The organism is uncultured Helicobacter sp. (assembly GCF_910577135.1).
Lineage (GTDB): Bacteria > Campylobacterota > Campylobacteria > Campylobacterales > Helicobacteraceae > Helicobacter_C > Helicobacter_C mastomyrinus.
Map to the genome: position 1 here is coordinate 106,135 of NZ_CAJTLL010000006.1, position 15,960 is coordinate 122,094.

Consider the following 15,960-nt stretch of genomic DNA (forward strand, 5'->3'; position numbering starts at 1 on the left):
ATGGCAGATATTACAGATATTAAGTCAATCCTCTATACAGAAAAATCTCTCTCTTTACAAGAAAGCGGAGTGCTTGTAGTGCAGACAGCCACACACGTAAGTAAGAATCAGCTTAAAGAGATTTTCAAAGAGTATTTTGGCATTACACCTTTAAGAATCAATTCTTTGCGTCAAGAGGGCAAAGTGAAGCGATTTAGAGGCAGAATCGGACAGAGGGCGTCATTTAAGAAATTTTATGTGAAGATTCCAGAGGGCGCAAAACTTGATGCGCTATCAGTGTAAGGAGTGAATATGGCAGTTAAAACGTATAAGCCTTATACCCCAAGTCGCAGATTTATGAGCAATCTAAGCTCAAGCGATATTACAGGCAAGGCAAGTGTAAGGAGTTTACTTGTTAAGCTACCTGTGAGTGCGGGGAGAAATAATAATGGGCGCATTACAAGTCGTCATAAAGAGGGCGGGGCAAAAAAGCTATATAGAATCATTGATTTTAAACGCAATAAATTCAATGTGCAAGGCAAAGTAACAGCCATAGAGTATGACCCATATAGAAATTGTCGTATTGCACTTATCTATTATATCGATGGTGAAAAGCGATATATTATCCAGCCAAGTGGATTAAAAGTAGGCGATATAGTGTTCTCTGCAGAATCTGGGCTTGATATTAAGACAGGTTTTGCAATGAAGCTTAAAAGCATACCGATTGGGACAATCGTGCATAATATAGAGATGCACCCCGGCGCAGGTGGGCAGCTCGCTAGAAGCGCGGGAGCAAGTGCACAGATTATGGGACGTGAGGGTAAATATATTATCCTTAGAATGCCAAGTGGCGAGATGAGATATATTTTAGAGGAATGTATGGCAACTATTGGCGTTGTGGGTAACGAGGACTTTACAAATATTTCTATTGGTAAGGCAGGGCGCAATCGCCATCGTGGTATTCGCCCACAAACACGTGGTAGCGCGATGAACCCTGTGGATCATCCACACGGCGGTGGTGAGGGCAAAACAGGCTCGAGCGGACATCCTGTATCTCCGTGGGGAACACCAGCAAAAGGTTTTAAAACTCGTAAGAAAAAAGCGAGTGATAGATTGATTATCTCAAGAAAGAAAAAATAAGGTAGGAAACTATGGCAAGATCAATTAAAAAGGGTCCATTTGTAGATGATTATCTCATCAAAAAAGTTGAGAAAGCAAAAGCAGGTAAGGATAATAAACCTATCAAAACGTGGTCTAGACGCAGCACGATTTTACCCGATATGATAGGGCTTACATTTAATGTGCATAATGGTAGGGCGTTTGTGCCAGTGTATATTACTGAAAATCACGTAGGTTATAAGCTCGGTGAGTTTGCCCCTACACGCACCTTTAAAGGACACAAGGGAAGTGTCCAAAAGAAAATTGGTAAGTAAGGGGATAAGATGAGTAAGGCATTATTAAGATACGTTCGATTATCTCCAACAAAGACGCGACTTATCGCAAGAGAAGTGCAGGGTATGAATGCTGAAGTGGCAATTGCGAGTTTAGAATTTACACCCAATAAGGCTGCAAAGGTAATTTCAAAGGTTATTGCTTCAGCAGTGGCAAATGGTGGCTATGACGCACAAGATGTCATTATTACCTCTTGTCGTGTAGATGCTGGTCCTGTGCTAAGACGTTTTACACCACGTGCAAAAGGGAGAGCTACTCCTATCCGTAAACCAACATCACATATTTTAGTAGAAGTGGACACACAAAAATCACAAAAAGCTCTAGATTCTAAAGCTACTAAGGCAAAAGATGTGAAGCCAAAAGTAAGCCAAACACAGCAAGAGCAAGAAAAAGTAGCTACACAAGAAAAAACCCAATCAAAAGCAGCTACAAAGGCTAAAACTACTACTAAAAGCACCAAGAGCAACACAGAATCTAAGGTAGTAAAAACAGAGGCAAGCAAAGCAAGTGGAGAGAAAAAAACAACGATAAAGAAAAAAACTGAAGGTGAGGAAAAATAACAATGGGTCAAAAAGTTAATCCAATAGGTTTAAGATTAGGTATCAATCGTAATTGGTCTTCTCGATGGTTTTCAGTTTCACAAACGACACCTTCAAATATCTTAGAAGATCATAAGATTCGTAAATTTCTCAAACGCGAGATGTATTATGCAGGAGTGAGTGAGATTATTATCGAACGTGCAGCAAATAAGATTCGTATAACCGTTGTTGCTTCTCGTCCGGGACTTATTATTGGTAAAAAGGGCGTGGATATTGATAAACACAAAGAAGCATTGAAAAAGATTTTGCATAAAGAAGTGTTTATTAATATCAAAGAGGCTAAACGTCCCCAAGCTAACGCGCAACTCGCAGCGGAAAATATCGCTACACAGCTTGAAAAACGTGTGGCTTTTAGACGTGCTATGAAAAAGGTTATGCAAGCAGCGATGAAAGCAGGAGCTAAGGGTATTAAAGTCAAGGTTTCTGGTCGTCTAGCAGGGGCTGAAATGGCAAGGACAGAATGGTATATGGAAGGACGTGTGCCTTTACATACACTTCGTGCTAAGATTGATTATGGCTTTGCCGAAGCGATGACAACTTATGGAATCATTGGCGTGAAGGTATGGATTTTCAAAGGTGAAGTATTGCATAAAGGTATTTTGCCTGAAAAAAAAGAAGAGGGAAAGAGCGGCGATAAAGAGGCGCGTTCTAAATCACGAAGAGGGAGGCAATAATTATGTTAATGCCAAAAAGAACAAAATATAGAAAGCAGATGAAAGGACGCAATAGGGGTAAGTCTTTCCGAGGTGCAAGTTTAGCTTTCGGCGATATTGGGATTAAAGCATTAGAGCACGGGCGTATAGATTCACGTCAAATAGAATCTGCTCGTATTGCGATGACAAGACATATCAAAAGAGCAGGGAAGGTGTGGATACGCGTTTTCCCTGATAAACCACTCACGGCAAAGCCCCTTGAAACAAGAATGGGTAAGGGTAAAGGTGGTGTGGAAAAATGGGTGATGAATATCAAGCCCGGTCGCATTATTTATGAAATGGCAGGGATTGAAGAATCTTTAGCGCGAGAGGCATTAGCCTTAGCTCAAAGTAAGCTCCCTTTTAAAACCAAAATCATAAACAGCGAGAGTGAAAATGAAATTTATTGAATTGAAAGATAAGGACGTTGCAGAATTGCAAAAAATGTTGAAAGAGAAAAAGTCGTTGCTTTTTGAAAAAAGATTGCAACTCAAAACAATGCAGCTTACCAATCCAAGTGAAATTAAAACGATTCGCAAGGATATTGCAAGAATTAATACAGCTTTAAGTGCGAAAAAGGATTGAGTATGAGTGAAAAACAAGCACATAAGAGGGTGATTCAGGGCAAGGTTATCAGCCGAGCAGGGAATAAGAGTGTAGTGATTTTAGTAGAACGCAAAGTGGTGCATACAAAGTATCGTAAAATCGTTAAACGTTTCAAAAAATATACTATCCACGATGAGAATCATAGTGCCAAAATTGGCGATGTGATTAGTGCGATTGAATGTAAGCCAATCTCTAAAACAAAGGCTTTTAGATTCAAAGAAATTATTACCGCAGGAGTAGAGCTATGATACAAAGTTTTACAAGATTGAATGTCGCAGACAATAGCGGTGCGAAAGAGATTATGTGTATTAAGATTTTGGGCGGTAGCCATAGACGATATGCACGTGTAGGCGATGTGATAGTCGCTTCTGTGAAAAAGGCTATCCCAAATGGGAAAGTCAAAAAAGGGCAAGTTGTCAAGGCAGTAGTAGTAAGAAGTAAAAAAGAAATCCATCGCGATAATGGTTCTTTGGTACGCTTTGATGATAATGCGGCGGTGATTCTTGATGCTAAAAGAGAGCCTATTGGCACGAGAATCTTTGGACCAGTAAGTAGAGAAGTGCGATACGCTAATTTTATGAAAATAGTATCGTTAGCTCCGGAGGTGTTATAGTGGCAAAGTTTAAGATAAAAAAAGGTGATTTGGTGCTTGTTATCGCAGGTGATGATAAGGGCAAAAAGGCAAAGGTTTTGCAAGTGTTGCCTAAAAAAGCACAAGTGATTGTTGAGGGCTGTAAAATCGTAAAAAAGGCAATCAAGGCAAATGATAAGAATCCTAAAGGCGGATTTTTAACCAAAGAAATGCCAATGAGTATTTCAAATGTAAAAAAAGTGGAAGGAGATAATTGATGTTTGCATTAAGAGAAAAATACAAAAATGAGATTATCTCCCAACTTAAAAGTGAGCTAAATATCAGCAATCCTATGCTATTGCCAAAGCTTGAAAAGATTATCATTAGCGTTGGAGCAGGAGATTATGCAAAAGATTCTAAGGTAATGCAAAATATCGCTGATACGATTTCGCTCATCGCAGGGCAAAAGGCGGTCATTACATTAGCAAAGAAATCTGTTGCAGGATTCAAAATGCGTGAGGGTATGCCTATGGGTGTGAAAGTTACACTTCGTGGCAAAATGATGTATAACTTTTTAGAAAAGCTCATTGTTATTGCTTTGCCTCGTGTGAAAGATTTTAGAGGTGTGAAACGTAACGGCTTTGATGGTAGAGGTAATTATAGCTTTGGCTTGAATGAGCAGTTAATGTTCCCCGAGGTCGTATATGATGATATTATGGTAACTCATGGTATGAATATTACATTTGTAACTTCCACTAATAGTGATAAAGAGGCGTTTAAGTTGCTTGAGCTTCTTGGTATGCCTTTTGCGAAAGGACGATAAAATGGCGAAAAAATCAATTATTGCAAAGGCAAAAAGAAAGGCAAAATTTAGTGCGCGAGCCTATACAAGATGTCAAGTGTGTGGCAGACCTCATTCTGTATATCGCGATTTTGGATTATGTAGAGTGTGTTTGCGGAAAATGGGTAATGAGGGCTTGATACCCGGATTGCGTAAAGCAAGTTGGTAAGGAGAAAGTATGGTAAATGATATTATTGCAGATTCTTTGACGAGGATTCGTAATGCTTCTATGAGGAGACTAGAGGTTACGACATTGTATTATGCTAAGATTGTCGTATCAGTCCTAGAAGTGTTTAAGACGAAGGGTTTTATCAAGGATTATAAGGTAAACGATAAAGATGGTAAGCAATCCATTATGGTGCAGCTTGCTTATGATGAGCGTGGGAGAAGTGCTATTAATGAAATTAAACGCATCAGTAAGCCCGGTCGCCGTGTGTATAAGGGACATAATGAGCTAAAACGTTTTAAAAATGGCTATGGCACGATAGTGGTAAGCACAAGTAAAGGTGTGATTGCCAATGATGAAGCTTATCGTGCAAATGTTGGTGGCGAAGCACTTTGTAGTATATGGTAGGAGAAAGATATGTCAAGAGTTGGTAAAAAGCCTATTAGTATTCCAAAAGGCGTAGAGGTATCCGTGCAAGGAAGCAAGATTCTATTTAAGGGCACAAAAGAGCAAAAAGAGCTAGAGACGTATGGACGCGTGCAAATCGCACTAAACGATGGGGCTTTGAGCTTTAGCTGTATAGATTCTCAAGCGCAATCTCGTGCATATTGGGGGACATATCGTGCATTAGCAAATAATATTATTATCGGTTTGTCTCAAGGATTCACAAAAGTGCTTGAAATCAATGGTGTGGGCTATAAGGCAAATATTAGCGGAAAGAATCTTGAAATGGCATTGGGATTCTCTCATCCAGTGATTTATCCTATCCCTGCAGGTATTGAAATGAGCGTGGATAAGAATACGATTACTATTAAAGGTGCTGATAAGCAGCAAGTAGGGCAGATTGCGGCTGAAATTCGCGAGTTTAGACCACCAGAGCCTTATAAGGGCAAGGGGATTAAATACAGCGATGAGACCATCATTCGCAAAGCCGGCAAAACTTCTAAAAAATAACTAGGGGTAAGATATGACAGAGAAAGTATTAAAGCAAAAGCAGCTTCTTAGGACAAAAAGAAAGCTACGCACAAGAGGCAGAATCTATGGCATAGCGAATAAGCCACGTATCAGTGTATTTAGGTCTAATAAATATTTTTACGCACAGGCTATTAATGATGAGTTGGGTGTAACACTTGCTTGTATTGATGGCAAAAAGCTTAAACTAGGTAACAATAAAGAAGATGTGAAAAAAATTGCTAATGAGTTTGCTGCCGCATTAAAGAAGGCTAAGATTGCAGAGGCGGTATTTGATAGAAATGGATACCTCTATCACGGCGTTGTAGCGGCATTTGCCGATACTTTGCGCGAAAATGGCATAAAGTTATAATCAAAGGACGTTTATGGAAATCAATAGAGAAGAATTTAGCGAAGTGGTTGTGAATATCGGTAGGGTTACAAAGGTTGTTAAAGGCGGACGTAGATTCCGTTTCAATGCGCTTGTGGTAGTAGGCAATAAAAATGGGCTTGTGGGCTTTGGGCTTGGCAAGGCAAAAGAAGTGCCAGATGCGATTAAAAAGGCTATTGATGATGCATTTAAAAATATCATTAAAGTAAATATCAAAGGGACAACCATAGCCCACGATATTGAGCATAAATATAATGCAAGTAAGATTCTCTTAAAACCTGCTAGCGAGGGGACGGGCGTTATCGCGGGTGGTTCTACTCGCCCAGTGATAGAACTTGCAGGGATTAAAGATATTTTGACTAAATCACTCGGGTCTAATAATCCCTATAACGTCGTTCGTGCAACTTTTGACGCACTTGCACGTATTAAGGCTTAAGGAGTAGGCTATGTTAGAAAAGATTAAACCAGCAAAAGGCAGCACAAAAGATATTAAACGTGTAGGTAGAGGACAGGGCAGCGGAATGGGCAAAACTTCTACGCGTGGTGGAAAGGGACAGACTGCTCGTAGCGGCTATAAGGCAAAGAGAGGTTTTGAGGGCGGACAGCAACCACTTCAAAGACGTTTGCCTAAAGTGGGCTTTACTTCACGTGTTATTAAACCCGTTGTTATTAATGTGGATAAGGCAAAGGTTTTTGATACATTCACAGAAATTAATATGGAAATATTACGAGCACATTTTAGTATTCCTAAAGGCGCGACAAAAGTAAAGCTCATTGGCAAAAAAGCCAAAGCTTTAGCTGCTAAAACCAAAGATACTTGCATTACAACAAGCGGAAATAAAGAATGACAAAAAGCATTGTAAATAAGATTCTCATCACTCTTGCCTTTTTATTTGCATATAGAATCTTGGCGTATGTGCCTGTTCCGGGCGTAGATGTTGGGTTGATTAAATCTTTTATTGACGATAATGCAAATAATGCGCTAGGCTTATTTAATATGTTTAGTGGGAATGCGGTGGAACGTTTTAGCATTATCTCACTTGGCATTATGCCCTACATTACCGCTTCTATCATTATGGAGCTTCTTGCAGCGACTTTCCCCAATCTTGGTAAGATGAAAAAAGAACGCGATGGTATGCAAAAATATATGCAAATTGTGCGTTATGTAACTATTGGGATTACTATTATTCAAGCAGTGAGTGTAAGTATTGGGCTTAATAGTATGAGTATGGGGGCGATTAAAATTGATTTGAATCTTTTTATTGCTGTTTCTGTGTTTTCAATGCTTGCAGGCACAATGTTGCTTATGTGGATTGGAGAGCAGATTACACAACGAGGTGTAGGCAACGGGATTAGTTTGATTATTTTTGGTGGTATTGTTTCAGGCATTCCTTCAAGCATAGGCAATACCTTTAACCTCGTCAATACAGGGCAAATTAATATATTTATGCTCCTTGTCCTATTAGCTGTGATTCTCTTAACAGTTGGGGTGATTATCTATATTGAATTAGCCGAAAGGCGCATACCTGTATCTTATGCGCGCAAGGTGGTAATGCAGAATCAAAACAAGCGCATTATGAACTACATTCCTGTGAAGCTTAATTTAAGCGGGGTTATTCCGCCTATTTTTGCTTCAGCGTTGCTTGTATTTCCATCGACTATTTTACAAGCCTCATCAAATAGCGTGATTCAATCCATTGCAGATATTTTAAGACCCGATGGTTATATCTATAACTTTTTGATGTTTGTTTTGGTGATTTTCTTTGCATATTTTTATGCTTCTATCGTATTTAATGCGAAGGACATCGCGGATAATCTCAAAAGACAGGGTGGATTCATACCCGGATTGCGTCCGGGTGAGGGGACATCAAATTTCCTTAATAATGTAGCGAGTAATCTTACCTTTTGGGGTGCGTTTTATTTGGCTCTTGTATCTACGCTCCCGTGGGTGCTTGTGAAATTTACAGGTGTGCCTTTTTATTTTGGTGGGACAGCGGTGCTGATTGTGGTGCAGGTGGCTATTGATACGATGAGACGTATCGAGGCTCAAATTTATATGAGTAAATATCAAACCCTAAGTGCCGTAGGGCTTTGAAATGGCAATTAGCATTAAGAGCAAAAAAGATATAGAATCTTTACGCATTCCTAATAAAATTGTCGCTCAAACTTTGCAATTTTTAAGTCTTCAAGCAAAGGAGGGCGTCTCTCTCCTTGAGCTTGATACAATGGCACAAGAGTTTATCGCTGCTCAAGGCGGGAGGGCTGCATTTTACCAGCTATATGGGTTCCCAAAGTCTATCTGCACATCTGTAAATGAAGTCATTATCCACGGTATTCCTACGGATTATAGGCTCAAGCAAGGCGATATTTTAGGGATTGATATTGGTGTGGAATATAATGGCTGGTATGGTGATGCGGCTATCACACTTGGAATTGGGGAGATAGCTCAAGCTGACAAAGAATTGATTAAATGCGCGAAAGATACATTATATGAGGCTATCTCGCAAGTGCGCGTAGGTATGCGTTTTAAGGAATTAAGCTTGATATTAGAAGAGGCAATTACAAAGCGAGGTTTTGTGCCATTACGCGGATTTTGTGGACACGGCATAGGGAGAGCACCTCACGAGGAGCCGGAGATTCCAAATTATTTAGAATCTCCCAATCCAAAGCAAGGTCCAAAGATTAAAGAAGGGATGGTGTTTTGCTTAGAGCCAATGATTGTCCATAGTGATGGAGAGCCTATTGTCTTAAATGATAAATGGTCAGTGGTGGCAAAAGATGGTTTAAATGGTAGCCATTATGAGCATACAATAGCTATTGTCAATGGCAAAGCAGAGATCTTAACGGAGGTGTAATAAATGGCAAAAGATGATGTGATTGAAGTTGATGGTAAAGTGATTGAAGCTTTGCCAAATGCAACTTTTCGTGTGCAGCTTGAAAATGGACATATAGTGCTTTGCCACATTGCGGGCAAAATGCGCATGCACTATATTAAAATTTTACCCGGAGATATGGTAAAAATCGAGCTAACCCCTTATAGCCTAGATAAGGGAAGAATTACTTATAGACATAAATGAAATGAAGTTTGTAAGTAGATTTTAAAAATTTTTTCGCTAGAATCAGCAGCTTTAACTCAAAAAAGTTAGAAAAATATATAAGGAGCAGGTATGAAAGTTCGGCCTTCAGTCAAAAAGATGTGCGACAAATGTAAGGTTATCAAGCGTAAAGGCGTGGTTAGAGTGATTTGCTCAACCCCTAAACACAAACAAAGACAAGGATAAAAAATGGCTAGAATTGCTGGTGTAGATTTGCCAAAAAAGAAAAGAGTAGAATACGCTCTTACTTATATTTATGGTATTGGGCTTAAAAGCTCAAGAGATATTCTTAAAGCTGTAAATATTTCTTTTGATAAGCGAGTTAATGATCTCAGCGAAGATGAAGTATCATCTATTGCAAAAAAGATTCAAGAAGGTTATATGGTAGAGGGTGACCTCCGTAAAAAAGTAACAATGGATATTAAGTCATTGATGGATTTAGGCAGTTATCGGGGCTTACGACATAGAAAAGGATTGCCTGTGCGAGGACAGACGACAAAAAATAATGCTCGCACACGCAAAGGCAAGAAAAAAACCGTTGGTAGTAAATAAGGAGTAGGCAGATGGCAAAAAAAGGTGTAACGAAAAAAAAGAATGTCAAAAAGAATATTGCACGTGGCATTGTGTGCATTTCTGCGTCATTTAATAATACAAATGTAACTATTACTGATGAAATGGGAAATGTTCTATGCTGGGCTACTGCTGGTGGATTAGGATTCAAAGGAAGTAAAAAATCTACCCCTTATGCCGCACAACAAGCCGTGGAAGCTGCAATGGAAAAGGCTAAAGAACACGGAATCAAAGAAGTTGGCATTAAAGTGCAGGGACCGGGTAGTGGGAAAGAGACAGCTGTTAAAAGTGTAGGGGCGATTGAGGGTATTAAGGTTTTATGGCTAAAAGATATCACACCATTGCCACATAATGGCTGCAGACCACCAAAAAGAAGAAGAGTATAAGGGAGTAGTGTATGGCACGATATAGAGGACCGGTTGAAAAATTAGAAAGACGATTTGGCGTATCTCTTGCATTAAAGGGTGAGAGACGATTGGCAGGTAAGAGTGCGCTTGATAAGCGACCTTATGGACCAGGACAGCACGGACAAAAGCGCGGTAAAATTTCGGAATATGGGTTGCAATTGCGCGAAAAGCAAAAGGCAAAAATGATGTATGGTGTGAGTGAAAAGCAATTCCGCTCTCTTTTTAGAGAAGCCAATCGCCAAGAGGGCAATACAGGTGAAAATCTAATACGCATTATTGAGCAACGTTTGGATAATGTAGTGTATCGTATGGGATTTGCGACAACAAGGAGATTTGCAAGGCAGCTTGTTACACATGGACATATTCTTGTGAATAGTAAACGTGTGGATATTCCTTCATATATTGTTAAACCCGGACAAAAAATTGAGGTAAAAGAAAAAAGTAAAAATAATCCTCAAATTATCCGTGCAATAGATTTAACCGTACAAACAGGCATTGTACCTTGGGTAGATGTAGATAAGGATAAAAAGTTTGGTATCTTTACGCGTTTTCCACAAAGAGAAGAAGTAGTGATACCTATTGAAGAGAGACTGATAGTTGAGTTGTATTCCAAATAATTAAGTAAATAAAGGATGGTCGCAAAATGAATATGATTAAAATTGAGCCTTATATCCCTACGGATATAAATATTGAAGAAATTTCAGCCAATAGAATTAAAATTAATGCCTATCCTTTTGAATCTGGATATGCTATTACATTGGCTCACCCCATTCGTCGTTTGTTACTTTCAAGCTCTGTGGGTTATGCACCTACGGCTTTAAAGATTCAAGGTGTATCGCACGAGTTTGATTCTATTCGTGGTATTGTAGAAGATGTGTCGCATTTTATCAGCAATCTTAAAAATATTCGTTTTTTGATTAAAGATAAAGAAGTGGATAACGTGCAGTTGCATTATGAGCTTAAGGGACCTATGGTTTTAAATGCAGGTGAGCTAGCTAATGATTTGGTGGGGATTGTGAATCCCGATGCGTATTTAGCTACCATTAATGAAAATGCTGCACTAAGTTTTTCGCTTATTGTGCAAAAGGGTATAGGCTATGTGCCAAGTGAAAGCATTCGTGCTACGATAGCAGAGGATTATATCCCTCTTGATGCGTATTTTACTCCTGTAAAAAGAGTAGTGTATGAAATAGAAAATGTGCTTGTCGAGGACAATCCAAATTATGAAAAAATCATATTTGATATTGAGACAGACGGGCAAATTGAGCCACTTACTGCATTTAACGAGGCTATAGCCATTATGCATAAGCAAATGAGTATTTTTGGTGTAGATTTAAGTGAAACAAGCAATAATGCAAAAAATATTGCTGAAGATTCTGGTGAGCTTAAAACATTAATGATTAAGATTGATACATTAAACTTAAGCGCGCGTTGCTTTAACTGCCTTGATAGATCAGGCTTAGAGTATGTGGGTGAATTAGTGATTATGAGTGAGAATGAGCTTAAAAATATCAAAAATATGGGTAAAAAGTCTTACGAAGAAATTGCAGAAAAGCTAGAAGAGCTTGGTTATTCTGTGGGTGGAGAAATTGCCGAAGATATTTTACAGCTACTCAATCGCAAGTTGGCTAAGATGAGAAATAATTAAGACAAGGAGAGCTAGATGAGACATAGACACGGATATAGGAAATTAGGACGCACATCTGCTCATCGCAAGGCGTTATTAAAAAATCTTGCCATTGCGCTTATTACTTACAATAAAATTGAGACAGGTGTATTTAAGGCAAAGGAATTGCAAAGTTATATTGAAAAGCTTGTGAGTGTAGCGCGTAGTGGTGATTTAAACGCACATCGCTATGTATTTGCGCATTTGCAAGAAAAGAGGGCGACTAAAAAACTTGTAACAGAAATAGCCCCTCAATATAATGGACGCAATGGTGGATATACAAGAATTCAACGCACTCGTCTCCGTAGGGGTGATGCCTCACAAATGGCGATTATTGAATTTATATAGAATTTAGGAGCGGCTCTCCTTAAATGTTAAAATCGCTTGTTATACAATGGTGGTTTATGGTTCTTATACATATAAAAAACCTTTAAGAAAGCTTATAGCTTTTGATATAAAGGGTGTTTTGAGTGCGTTAGATTCTATAGATATATTTCTTAACTCTCAAAACAAAGGTTATTTTGTAGGCTATATTACGTATGAAGCAGGGGTTTTGCTAAGCACTTATAAACTTGGGGCTTATGAACACCTGCATAAAGCTATAATACAGCTTCATCAATCAGTTTCCTATACTTCTCCTTTGCTTTATTTCACACTTTTTAAAAAACGTAAAAAATTTAAATTCTTACATACGCATACAAAACCCTCTTTGCATATTGTTAAGGGATTAGATTCTAAAGCATATACGCAAGGTTTTCAAGTGATAAAAAACCATATTCACAAGGGCGATAGCTATCAAGTCAATTTTACGCAAGAAATATTGCTGCATTCCCCCACTAAACCTAAACATCTTTTTAAGCAGCTCCTTTCCCATCAAAATACCACCTATAAAGCTTATATGAAAAATGTATTTATGGAGATTCTATGTTTTTCGCCTGAGCTATTTTTTAAGGTGAAAAATCACACTATTACCGCGCAACCGATGAAAGGGACGATAAAAAGAGGCAAGGGCGGCGAGGATAGAGAGCTTAAAGGGCGATTACAGGCCGATAGCAAAAATCGCAGTGAAAACATAATGATAGTGGATTTACTCCGCAATGATTTAAGCAAGATTATCAAACCCCATTCTTTGCGTGTGAAGGAGCTTTGTGCTATTCATAGCTATCCTAGTCTTCATCAAATGGTTTCTACATTACAAGGGCGATTAGCCCATATTTGTATACGTGAGATATTCCAAGCCCTTTTCCCCTGTGGCTCTATCAGTGGTGCACCTAAGCTTAAGACAATGGAGATTATCCATAGCTTAGAATCTCGTTTGAGAGGTGTGTATTGTGGTGCTTTAGGCGTGATTTCTGCTAAAGATACATCTTTGTGCGTGCCTATTCGCACGCTTTTTAAGCACTCTAGTGAATCTTGCTATCACTATGGCGTGGGAAGTGGGGTAGTGTGGGATTCTGTCTGTGAGGAGGAATATGCTGAGCTTGCATTAAAAAGCCGCTTTTTATCTGCTAAAGAGGATTATGCACTTTTTGAGACAATGCTTTATGATGAGGGACATATTTTTCTCCTTGCGCAGCATTTAAATCGTATGTATAAGAGCGCCTGTGATTTGGGCTTTGAATCTAAGCTTATACAAAGGTTATGTGCAGTTGTTTCACCTAGTGAGACGAATATTAGCGATGATTTTATCACACGTTATAGCTATATTTGCTTTGATGGTGAGGATAGGCTATGGGGGAGGGCGCACTTTTTGTTTGAATTCTTGCAAATGCCCTTGCCCTATAAACGTTGCATAGTGAGACTTACTTTATCACGTGATGGTGTATTGAATCTTAGCATATCGCCACTAGATGATATTGCCTCACATACCCTGCTTGTATCATCTCAAAATATAGATAAGCATAATCCTTTGATATATCATAAAACCACGCAGCGCGCACATTTTGCCAATGCGCAGGAGCTGATTAAAGAACATAAGATATTCGATATGCTGTATTGTAACAAAAAGGGTTTTGTGAGTGAGGGTAGCAGGAGCAATGTTTTATGTGAGATAGAGGGGAGATACTATACACCTAGGATTCAAAATGGACTACTTGGAGGGACGCTACGTGCAGTGCTTTTAGATAATGGGTGTATCAGGGAGAAAAATTTGTATCTTAAGCATCTTAAAAAGGCAAGTAGAATTTTTTGTATTAACTCTGTGCGTGGTATTGTAGAGGTGAAGTTAAACACAAAATGTATTGAATGTTTTATGTAGTTTTTGCAGAATATTGCAAGGATAAAGTTAGTACTCTTAAAATATAAGGGTTATGGGCTTTTGCAGGTATTTTTTCTTAAATTGTTTTCAAGCACGATCTTTTCTTTCACTTGTGGAAAGCGTGTTAGTATATTTTGGAGTTGAATATCATTTTGTCCTTGCGTGAGATTGATATACCATAGGGGTTGCCCTCGCATTCAAAACTGCTTATTTCCCTAATATTATTTTCCACGGCATTACATTTCACATCATTGCATACCGCCATTGCCCAAAACCAAATATCATCACCCGTAGGGCAAAGCCCCATAAATGTTTTAGAATCTAGGGCTTGTGTGCCTAAGCTATGCGGAGGGTAAAGCACCCCGCCAACGCCAGTAAAAAAGTGCAAAAACGAAGGGGTAGTATGCCTAAAATCAATGCAAGATTCCCAATCATTATAGGGAAGGGGCTGATTATGCTTATCAAGGCTTATCTTATGGACGCGGTGGGCGTGAATGTATTGTGGGGCTTGTGTGTAAGCGTGATAAAGCCGCTCTAGCCAATATGACGGATATATGGTATCATCATCGGCGGTTACGATGATGTCACGAGGAAAATCTTGCAAAGCATAGACAAGCTTCTTATAGGGCTTAAAATTTTCTTTGACCCATTTGATTTCTAAGCCTTTGTGTTGGAATGCGAGAAACTTATCGGGCAAATTAGCTTCATGTTGCGGATATTCTTGCGTGGTAAGGTAGAGAATGATTTTATTGGGTTTTAAATTTTGTGTGAATAGTGAATAAAGCGTGTGGTGGAGTATGTGATTGCGTTTAGGATAGGAGGTAAGTGAAATGATTAATTGTGGATTTCTCTGTTCTATCCCCCCCCCCAGTTAAAATATTTTGTTTATTGCGATGAAAAAGATAGAGCTTTGTCTCAAAGCAATAGCTATTTATTTTTCGTCTTAATTTTCCTAATATTCTTCTTATTTCTCTAAACATTTTGTTTCCTTATGGTGCTTAATGGATAAAATTTAAATAAGATTCTATGTTAGCAAACTTTAAGGTAGGCTTATAGTTTTATACCCCACCCCTTTATCCTTAAATTCTCCTCTTAGTGTATTGGTTATCGCTTCCTCCCATTCTTTTGTATTGCACTCCTACAAATGCGACAAATATATTGCAACAGCGTAGCCATCATATACTCGATTCTCTACCTTAGAATCTTTGCTTTGTAAGTGTGGATAAGCATTGTGCGTAAATGCTTCTGCTAATGATAAATGCGATAGCGGTTTTTAACTCTATTCTATTTTAAACTCTCCTTCTGCCCCATACGCACTTAGCTTATTAATAGCTGATATATCAAGGGCATTGAGATAAAGCTCAAACTCAGGGCTTTGTATTTGGGCGTGTAAAGAGAGTTTCATATAGTATTCCCTCATACCACTTGTGTAAAATGTCTTATAGTATGTCCCACCCACAAGAATACTGCTATTATTCACTCTTGCTTCTCCAGTAGAGCGAGGGAGAGTAGCCTTACCTTGCTCATAGCCTAGATAGATTCCAGCATTCCCCCAAGTATCTAGATTCTTAAATGTGCCTAGCAATGCTCCACCAGAGAATTCACTCCCTATATATCCTTGTCCTAAATCTGTGCGTGTATAGCGACTAAAAGGAATGATAAAGCTTTGATGATTTGAATCTTTAGCGTGAGGGGCATAAATGAGATCTGTTTCGTG

General features: G+C 38.8%; 28 protein-coding genes and 1 pseudogene. 27 read left to right on the forward strand and 2 right to left on the reverse strand.

Annotated elements, in window-relative coordinates:
• From QZ289_RS04725 to QZ289_RS04855, 27 genes and pseudogenes are all read left to right on the forward strand, one after another.
• Complete coding sequence (locus QZ289_RS04725) at positions 1 to 282, forward strand: 50S ribosomal protein L23 (protein WP_295699781.1); 282 nt, start codon at positions 1 to 3, stop codon at positions 280 to 282.
• Positions 283 to 291: 9 nt separating this feature from the next.
• On the forward strand, positions 292 to 1,119 hold the full coding sequence (gene rplB, locus QZ289_RS04730) for a 50S ribosomal protein L2 (protein WP_295699783.1): 828 nt from the start codon (positions 292 to 294) through the stop codon (positions 1,117 to 1,119).
• A gap of 11 nt (positions 1,120 to 1,130) precedes the next feature.
• On the forward strand, positions 1,131 to 1,412 hold the full coding sequence (gene rpsS / locus QZ289_RS04735) for a 30S ribosomal protein S19 (RefSeq protein WP_295699786.1): 282 nt from the start codon (positions 1,131 to 1,133) through the stop codon (positions 1,410 to 1,412).
• A 9-nt stretch (positions 1,413 to 1,421) separates the two neighbouring features.
• Positions 1,422 to 1,727: pseudogene (gene rplV / locus QZ289_RS04740) on the forward strand (50S ribosomal protein L22); the annotation flags it as partial.
• Positions 1,728 to 1,993: 266 nt separating this feature from the next.
• Positions 1,994 to 2,704 carry a 30S ribosomal protein S3 gene (rpsC, locus tag QZ289_RS04745; RefSeq protein WP_295699789.1) on the forward strand — a complete coding sequence of 237 codons (711 nt, stop codon included), beginning with the start codon at positions 1,994 to 1,996 and terminating at the stop codon, positions 2,702 to 2,704.
• A gap of 2 nt (positions 2,705 to 2,706) precedes the next feature.
• Entirely contained in the window at positions 2,707 to 3,132 is a 426-nt protein-coding gene (gene rplP, locus QZ289_RS04750; protein WP_295699792.1) for a 50S ribosomal protein L16, read from the forward strand.
• Positions 3,119 to 3,307 (forward strand): 50S ribosomal protein L29, encoded by a 189-nt coding sequence (gene rpmC, locus QZ289_RS04755; protein ID WP_295699795.1) that lies wholly within the window; start codon positions 3,119 to 3,121, stop codon positions 3,305 to 3,307. Before rplP ends, rpmC begins: the two co-directional genes overlap by 14 nt.
• A 2-nt stretch (positions 3,308 to 3,309) precedes the next feature.
• Positions 3,310 to 3,576 carry a 30S ribosomal protein S17 gene (gene rpsQ / locus QZ289_RS04760; RefSeq protein ID WP_295699798.1) on the forward strand — a complete coding sequence of 89 codons (267 nt, stop codon included), beginning with the start codon at positions 3,310 to 3,312 and terminating at the stop codon, positions 3,574 to 3,576.
• A complete protein-coding gene (gene rplN / locus QZ289_RS04765) occupies positions 3,573 to 3,941 on the forward strand; it encodes a 50S ribosomal protein L14 (protein WP_295699801.1) in 369 nt (122 codons plus the stop codon). The genes rpsQ and rplN overlap by 4 nt, the downstream gene beginning before the upstream one ends.
• Positions 3,941 to 4,177, forward strand: a complete 237-nt coding sequence (gene rplX / locus QZ289_RS04770) for a 50S ribosomal protein L24 (protein ID WP_295699803.1) — start codon at positions 3,941 to 3,943, stop codon at positions 4,175 to 4,177. The genes rplN and rplX overlap by 1 nt, the downstream gene beginning before the upstream one ends.
• Positions 4,177 to 4,722 carry a 50S ribosomal protein L5 gene (gene rplE, locus QZ289_RS04775; RefSeq protein WP_295699805.1) on the forward strand — a complete coding sequence of 182 codons (546 nt, stop codon included), beginning with the start codon at positions 4,177 to 4,179 and terminating at the stop codon, positions 4,720 to 4,722. The genes rplX and rplE overlap by 1 nt, the downstream gene beginning before the upstream one ends.
• Before the next feature lies 1 nt (position 4,723).
• Positions 4,724 to 4,909 carry a type Z 30S ribosomal protein S14 gene (locus QZ289_RS04780; RefSeq protein ID WP_002956257.1) on the forward strand — a complete coding sequence of 62 codons (186 nt, stop codon included), beginning with the start codon at positions 4,724 to 4,726 and terminating at the stop codon, positions 4,907 to 4,909.
• Positions 4,910 to 4,918: 9 nt separating this feature from the next.
• A complete protein-coding gene (rpsH, locus tag QZ289_RS04785; RefSeq protein ID WP_295699823.1) occupies positions 4,919 to 5,314 on the forward strand; it encodes a 30S ribosomal protein S8 in 396 nt (131 codons plus the stop codon).
• 9 nt (positions 5,315 to 5,323) lie between these two features.
• On the forward strand, positions 5,324 to 5,860 hold the full coding sequence (rplF, locus tag QZ289_RS04790) for a 50S ribosomal protein L6 (protein WP_295699826.1): 537 nt from the start codon (positions 5,324 to 5,326) through the stop codon (positions 5,858 to 5,860).
• Positions 5,861 to 5,873: 13 nt separating this feature from the next.
• Positions 5,874 to 6,230 carry a 50S ribosomal protein L18 gene (gene rplR, locus QZ289_RS04795; protein ID WP_295699828.1) on the forward strand — a complete coding sequence of 119 codons (357 nt, stop codon included), beginning with the start codon at positions 5,874 to 5,876 and terminating at the stop codon, positions 6,228 to 6,230.
• A 13-nt stretch (positions 6,231 to 6,243) separates the two neighbouring features.
• The gene (gene rpsE, locus QZ289_RS04800) at positions 6,244 to 6,684 is read left to right on the forward strand and encodes a 30S ribosomal protein S5 (RefSeq protein WP_295699831.1); all 441 of its coding nucleotides are present in this window, start codon (positions 6,244 to 6,246) and stop codon (positions 6,682 to 6,684) included.
• Between the two features lie 10 nt (positions 6,685 to 6,694).
• Positions 6,695 to 7,096: a 50S ribosomal protein L15 gene (gene rplO, locus QZ289_RS04805; protein ID WP_295699834.1), complete on the forward strand. Its 402-nt coding sequence runs from the start codon at positions 6,695 to 6,697 to the stop codon at positions 7,094 to 7,096.
• The gene (secY, locus tag QZ289_RS04810; protein WP_295699837.1) at positions 7,093 to 8,343 is read left to right on the forward strand and encodes a preprotein translocase subunit SecY; all 1,251 of its coding nucleotides are present in this window, start codon (positions 7,093 to 7,095) and stop codon (positions 8,341 to 8,343) included. Before rplO ends, secY begins: the two co-directional genes overlap by 4 nt.
• A 1-nt stretch (position 8,344) precedes the next feature.
• Positions 8,345 to 9,103, forward strand: a complete 759-nt coding sequence (gene map, locus QZ289_RS04815; protein ID WP_295699840.1) for a type I methionyl aminopeptidase — start codon at positions 8,345 to 8,347, stop codon at positions 9,101 to 9,103.
• A 3-nt stretch (positions 9,104 to 9,106) separates the two neighbouring features.
• On the forward strand, positions 9,107 to 9,325 hold the full coding sequence (gene infA, locus QZ289_RS04820; RefSeq protein ID WP_011116239.1) for a translation initiation factor IF-1: 219 nt from the start codon (positions 9,107 to 9,109) through the stop codon (positions 9,323 to 9,325).
• A gap of 90 nt (positions 9,326 to 9,415) precedes the next feature.
• Entirely contained in the window at positions 9,416 to 9,529 is a 114-nt protein-coding gene (gene rpmJ, locus QZ289_RS04825; protein WP_002956266.1) for a 50S ribosomal protein L36, read from the forward strand.
• A gap of 3 nt (positions 9,530 to 9,532) precedes the next feature.
• Positions 9,533 to 9,895, forward strand: a complete 363-nt coding sequence (gene rpsM, locus QZ289_RS04830; protein ID WP_295699852.1) for a 30S ribosomal protein S13 — start codon at positions 9,533 to 9,535, stop codon at positions 9,893 to 9,895.
• 11 nt (positions 9,896 to 9,906) lie between these two features.
• Positions 9,907 to 10,299: a 30S ribosomal protein S11 gene (rpsK, locus tag QZ289_RS04835; protein WP_295699855.1), complete on the forward strand. Its 393-nt coding sequence runs from the start codon at positions 9,907 to 9,909 to the stop codon at positions 10,297 to 10,299.
• Between the two features lie 11 nt (positions 10,300 to 10,310).
• Entirely contained in the window at positions 10,311 to 10,937 is a 627-nt protein-coding gene (gene rpsD / locus QZ289_RS04840) for a 30S ribosomal protein S4 (RefSeq protein ID WP_295699857.1), read from the forward strand.
• Between the two features lie 26 nt (positions 10,938 to 10,963).
• Positions 10,964 to 11,968 carry a DNA-directed RNA polymerase subunit alpha gene (locus tag QZ289_RS04845; RefSeq protein ID WP_295699859.1) on the forward strand — a complete coding sequence of 335 codons (1,005 nt, stop codon included), beginning with the start codon at positions 10,964 to 10,966 and terminating at the stop codon, positions 11,966 to 11,968.
• Positions 11,969 to 11,983: 15 nt separating this feature from the next.
• A complete protein-coding gene (rplQ, locus tag QZ289_RS04850; RefSeq protein ID WP_295699861.1) occupies positions 11,984 to 12,334 on the forward strand; it encodes a 50S ribosomal protein L17 in 351 nt (116 codons plus the stop codon).
• Between the two features lie 118 nt (positions 12,335 to 12,452).
• A complete protein-coding gene (locus QZ289_RS04855) occupies positions 12,453 to 14,243 on the forward strand; it encodes a bifunctional anthranilate synthase component I family protein/class IV aminotransferase (RefSeq protein WP_295699862.1) in 1,791 nt (596 codons plus the stop codon).
• Positions 14,244 to 14,367: 124 nt separating this feature from the next.
• Here the strand turns inward: QZ289_RS04855 and QZ289_RS04860 are convergent, their stop codons facing one another.
• Together QZ289_RS04860 and QZ289_RS04865 are read right to left on the reverse strand one after the other, a co-directional pair.
• Positions 14,368 to 14,940, reverse strand: coding sequence for a hypothetical protein (locus tag QZ289_RS04860; RefSeq protein WP_295699863.1), 573 nt, complete (start codon positions 14,938 to 14,940; stop codon positions 14,368 to 14,370).
• Between the two features lie 582 nt (positions 14,941 to 15,522).
• Positions 15,523 to 15,960: hypothetical protein (locus QZ289_RS04865; RefSeq protein ID WP_295699865.1), on the reverse strand; the 438-nt coding region annotated here is incomplete at its 5' end.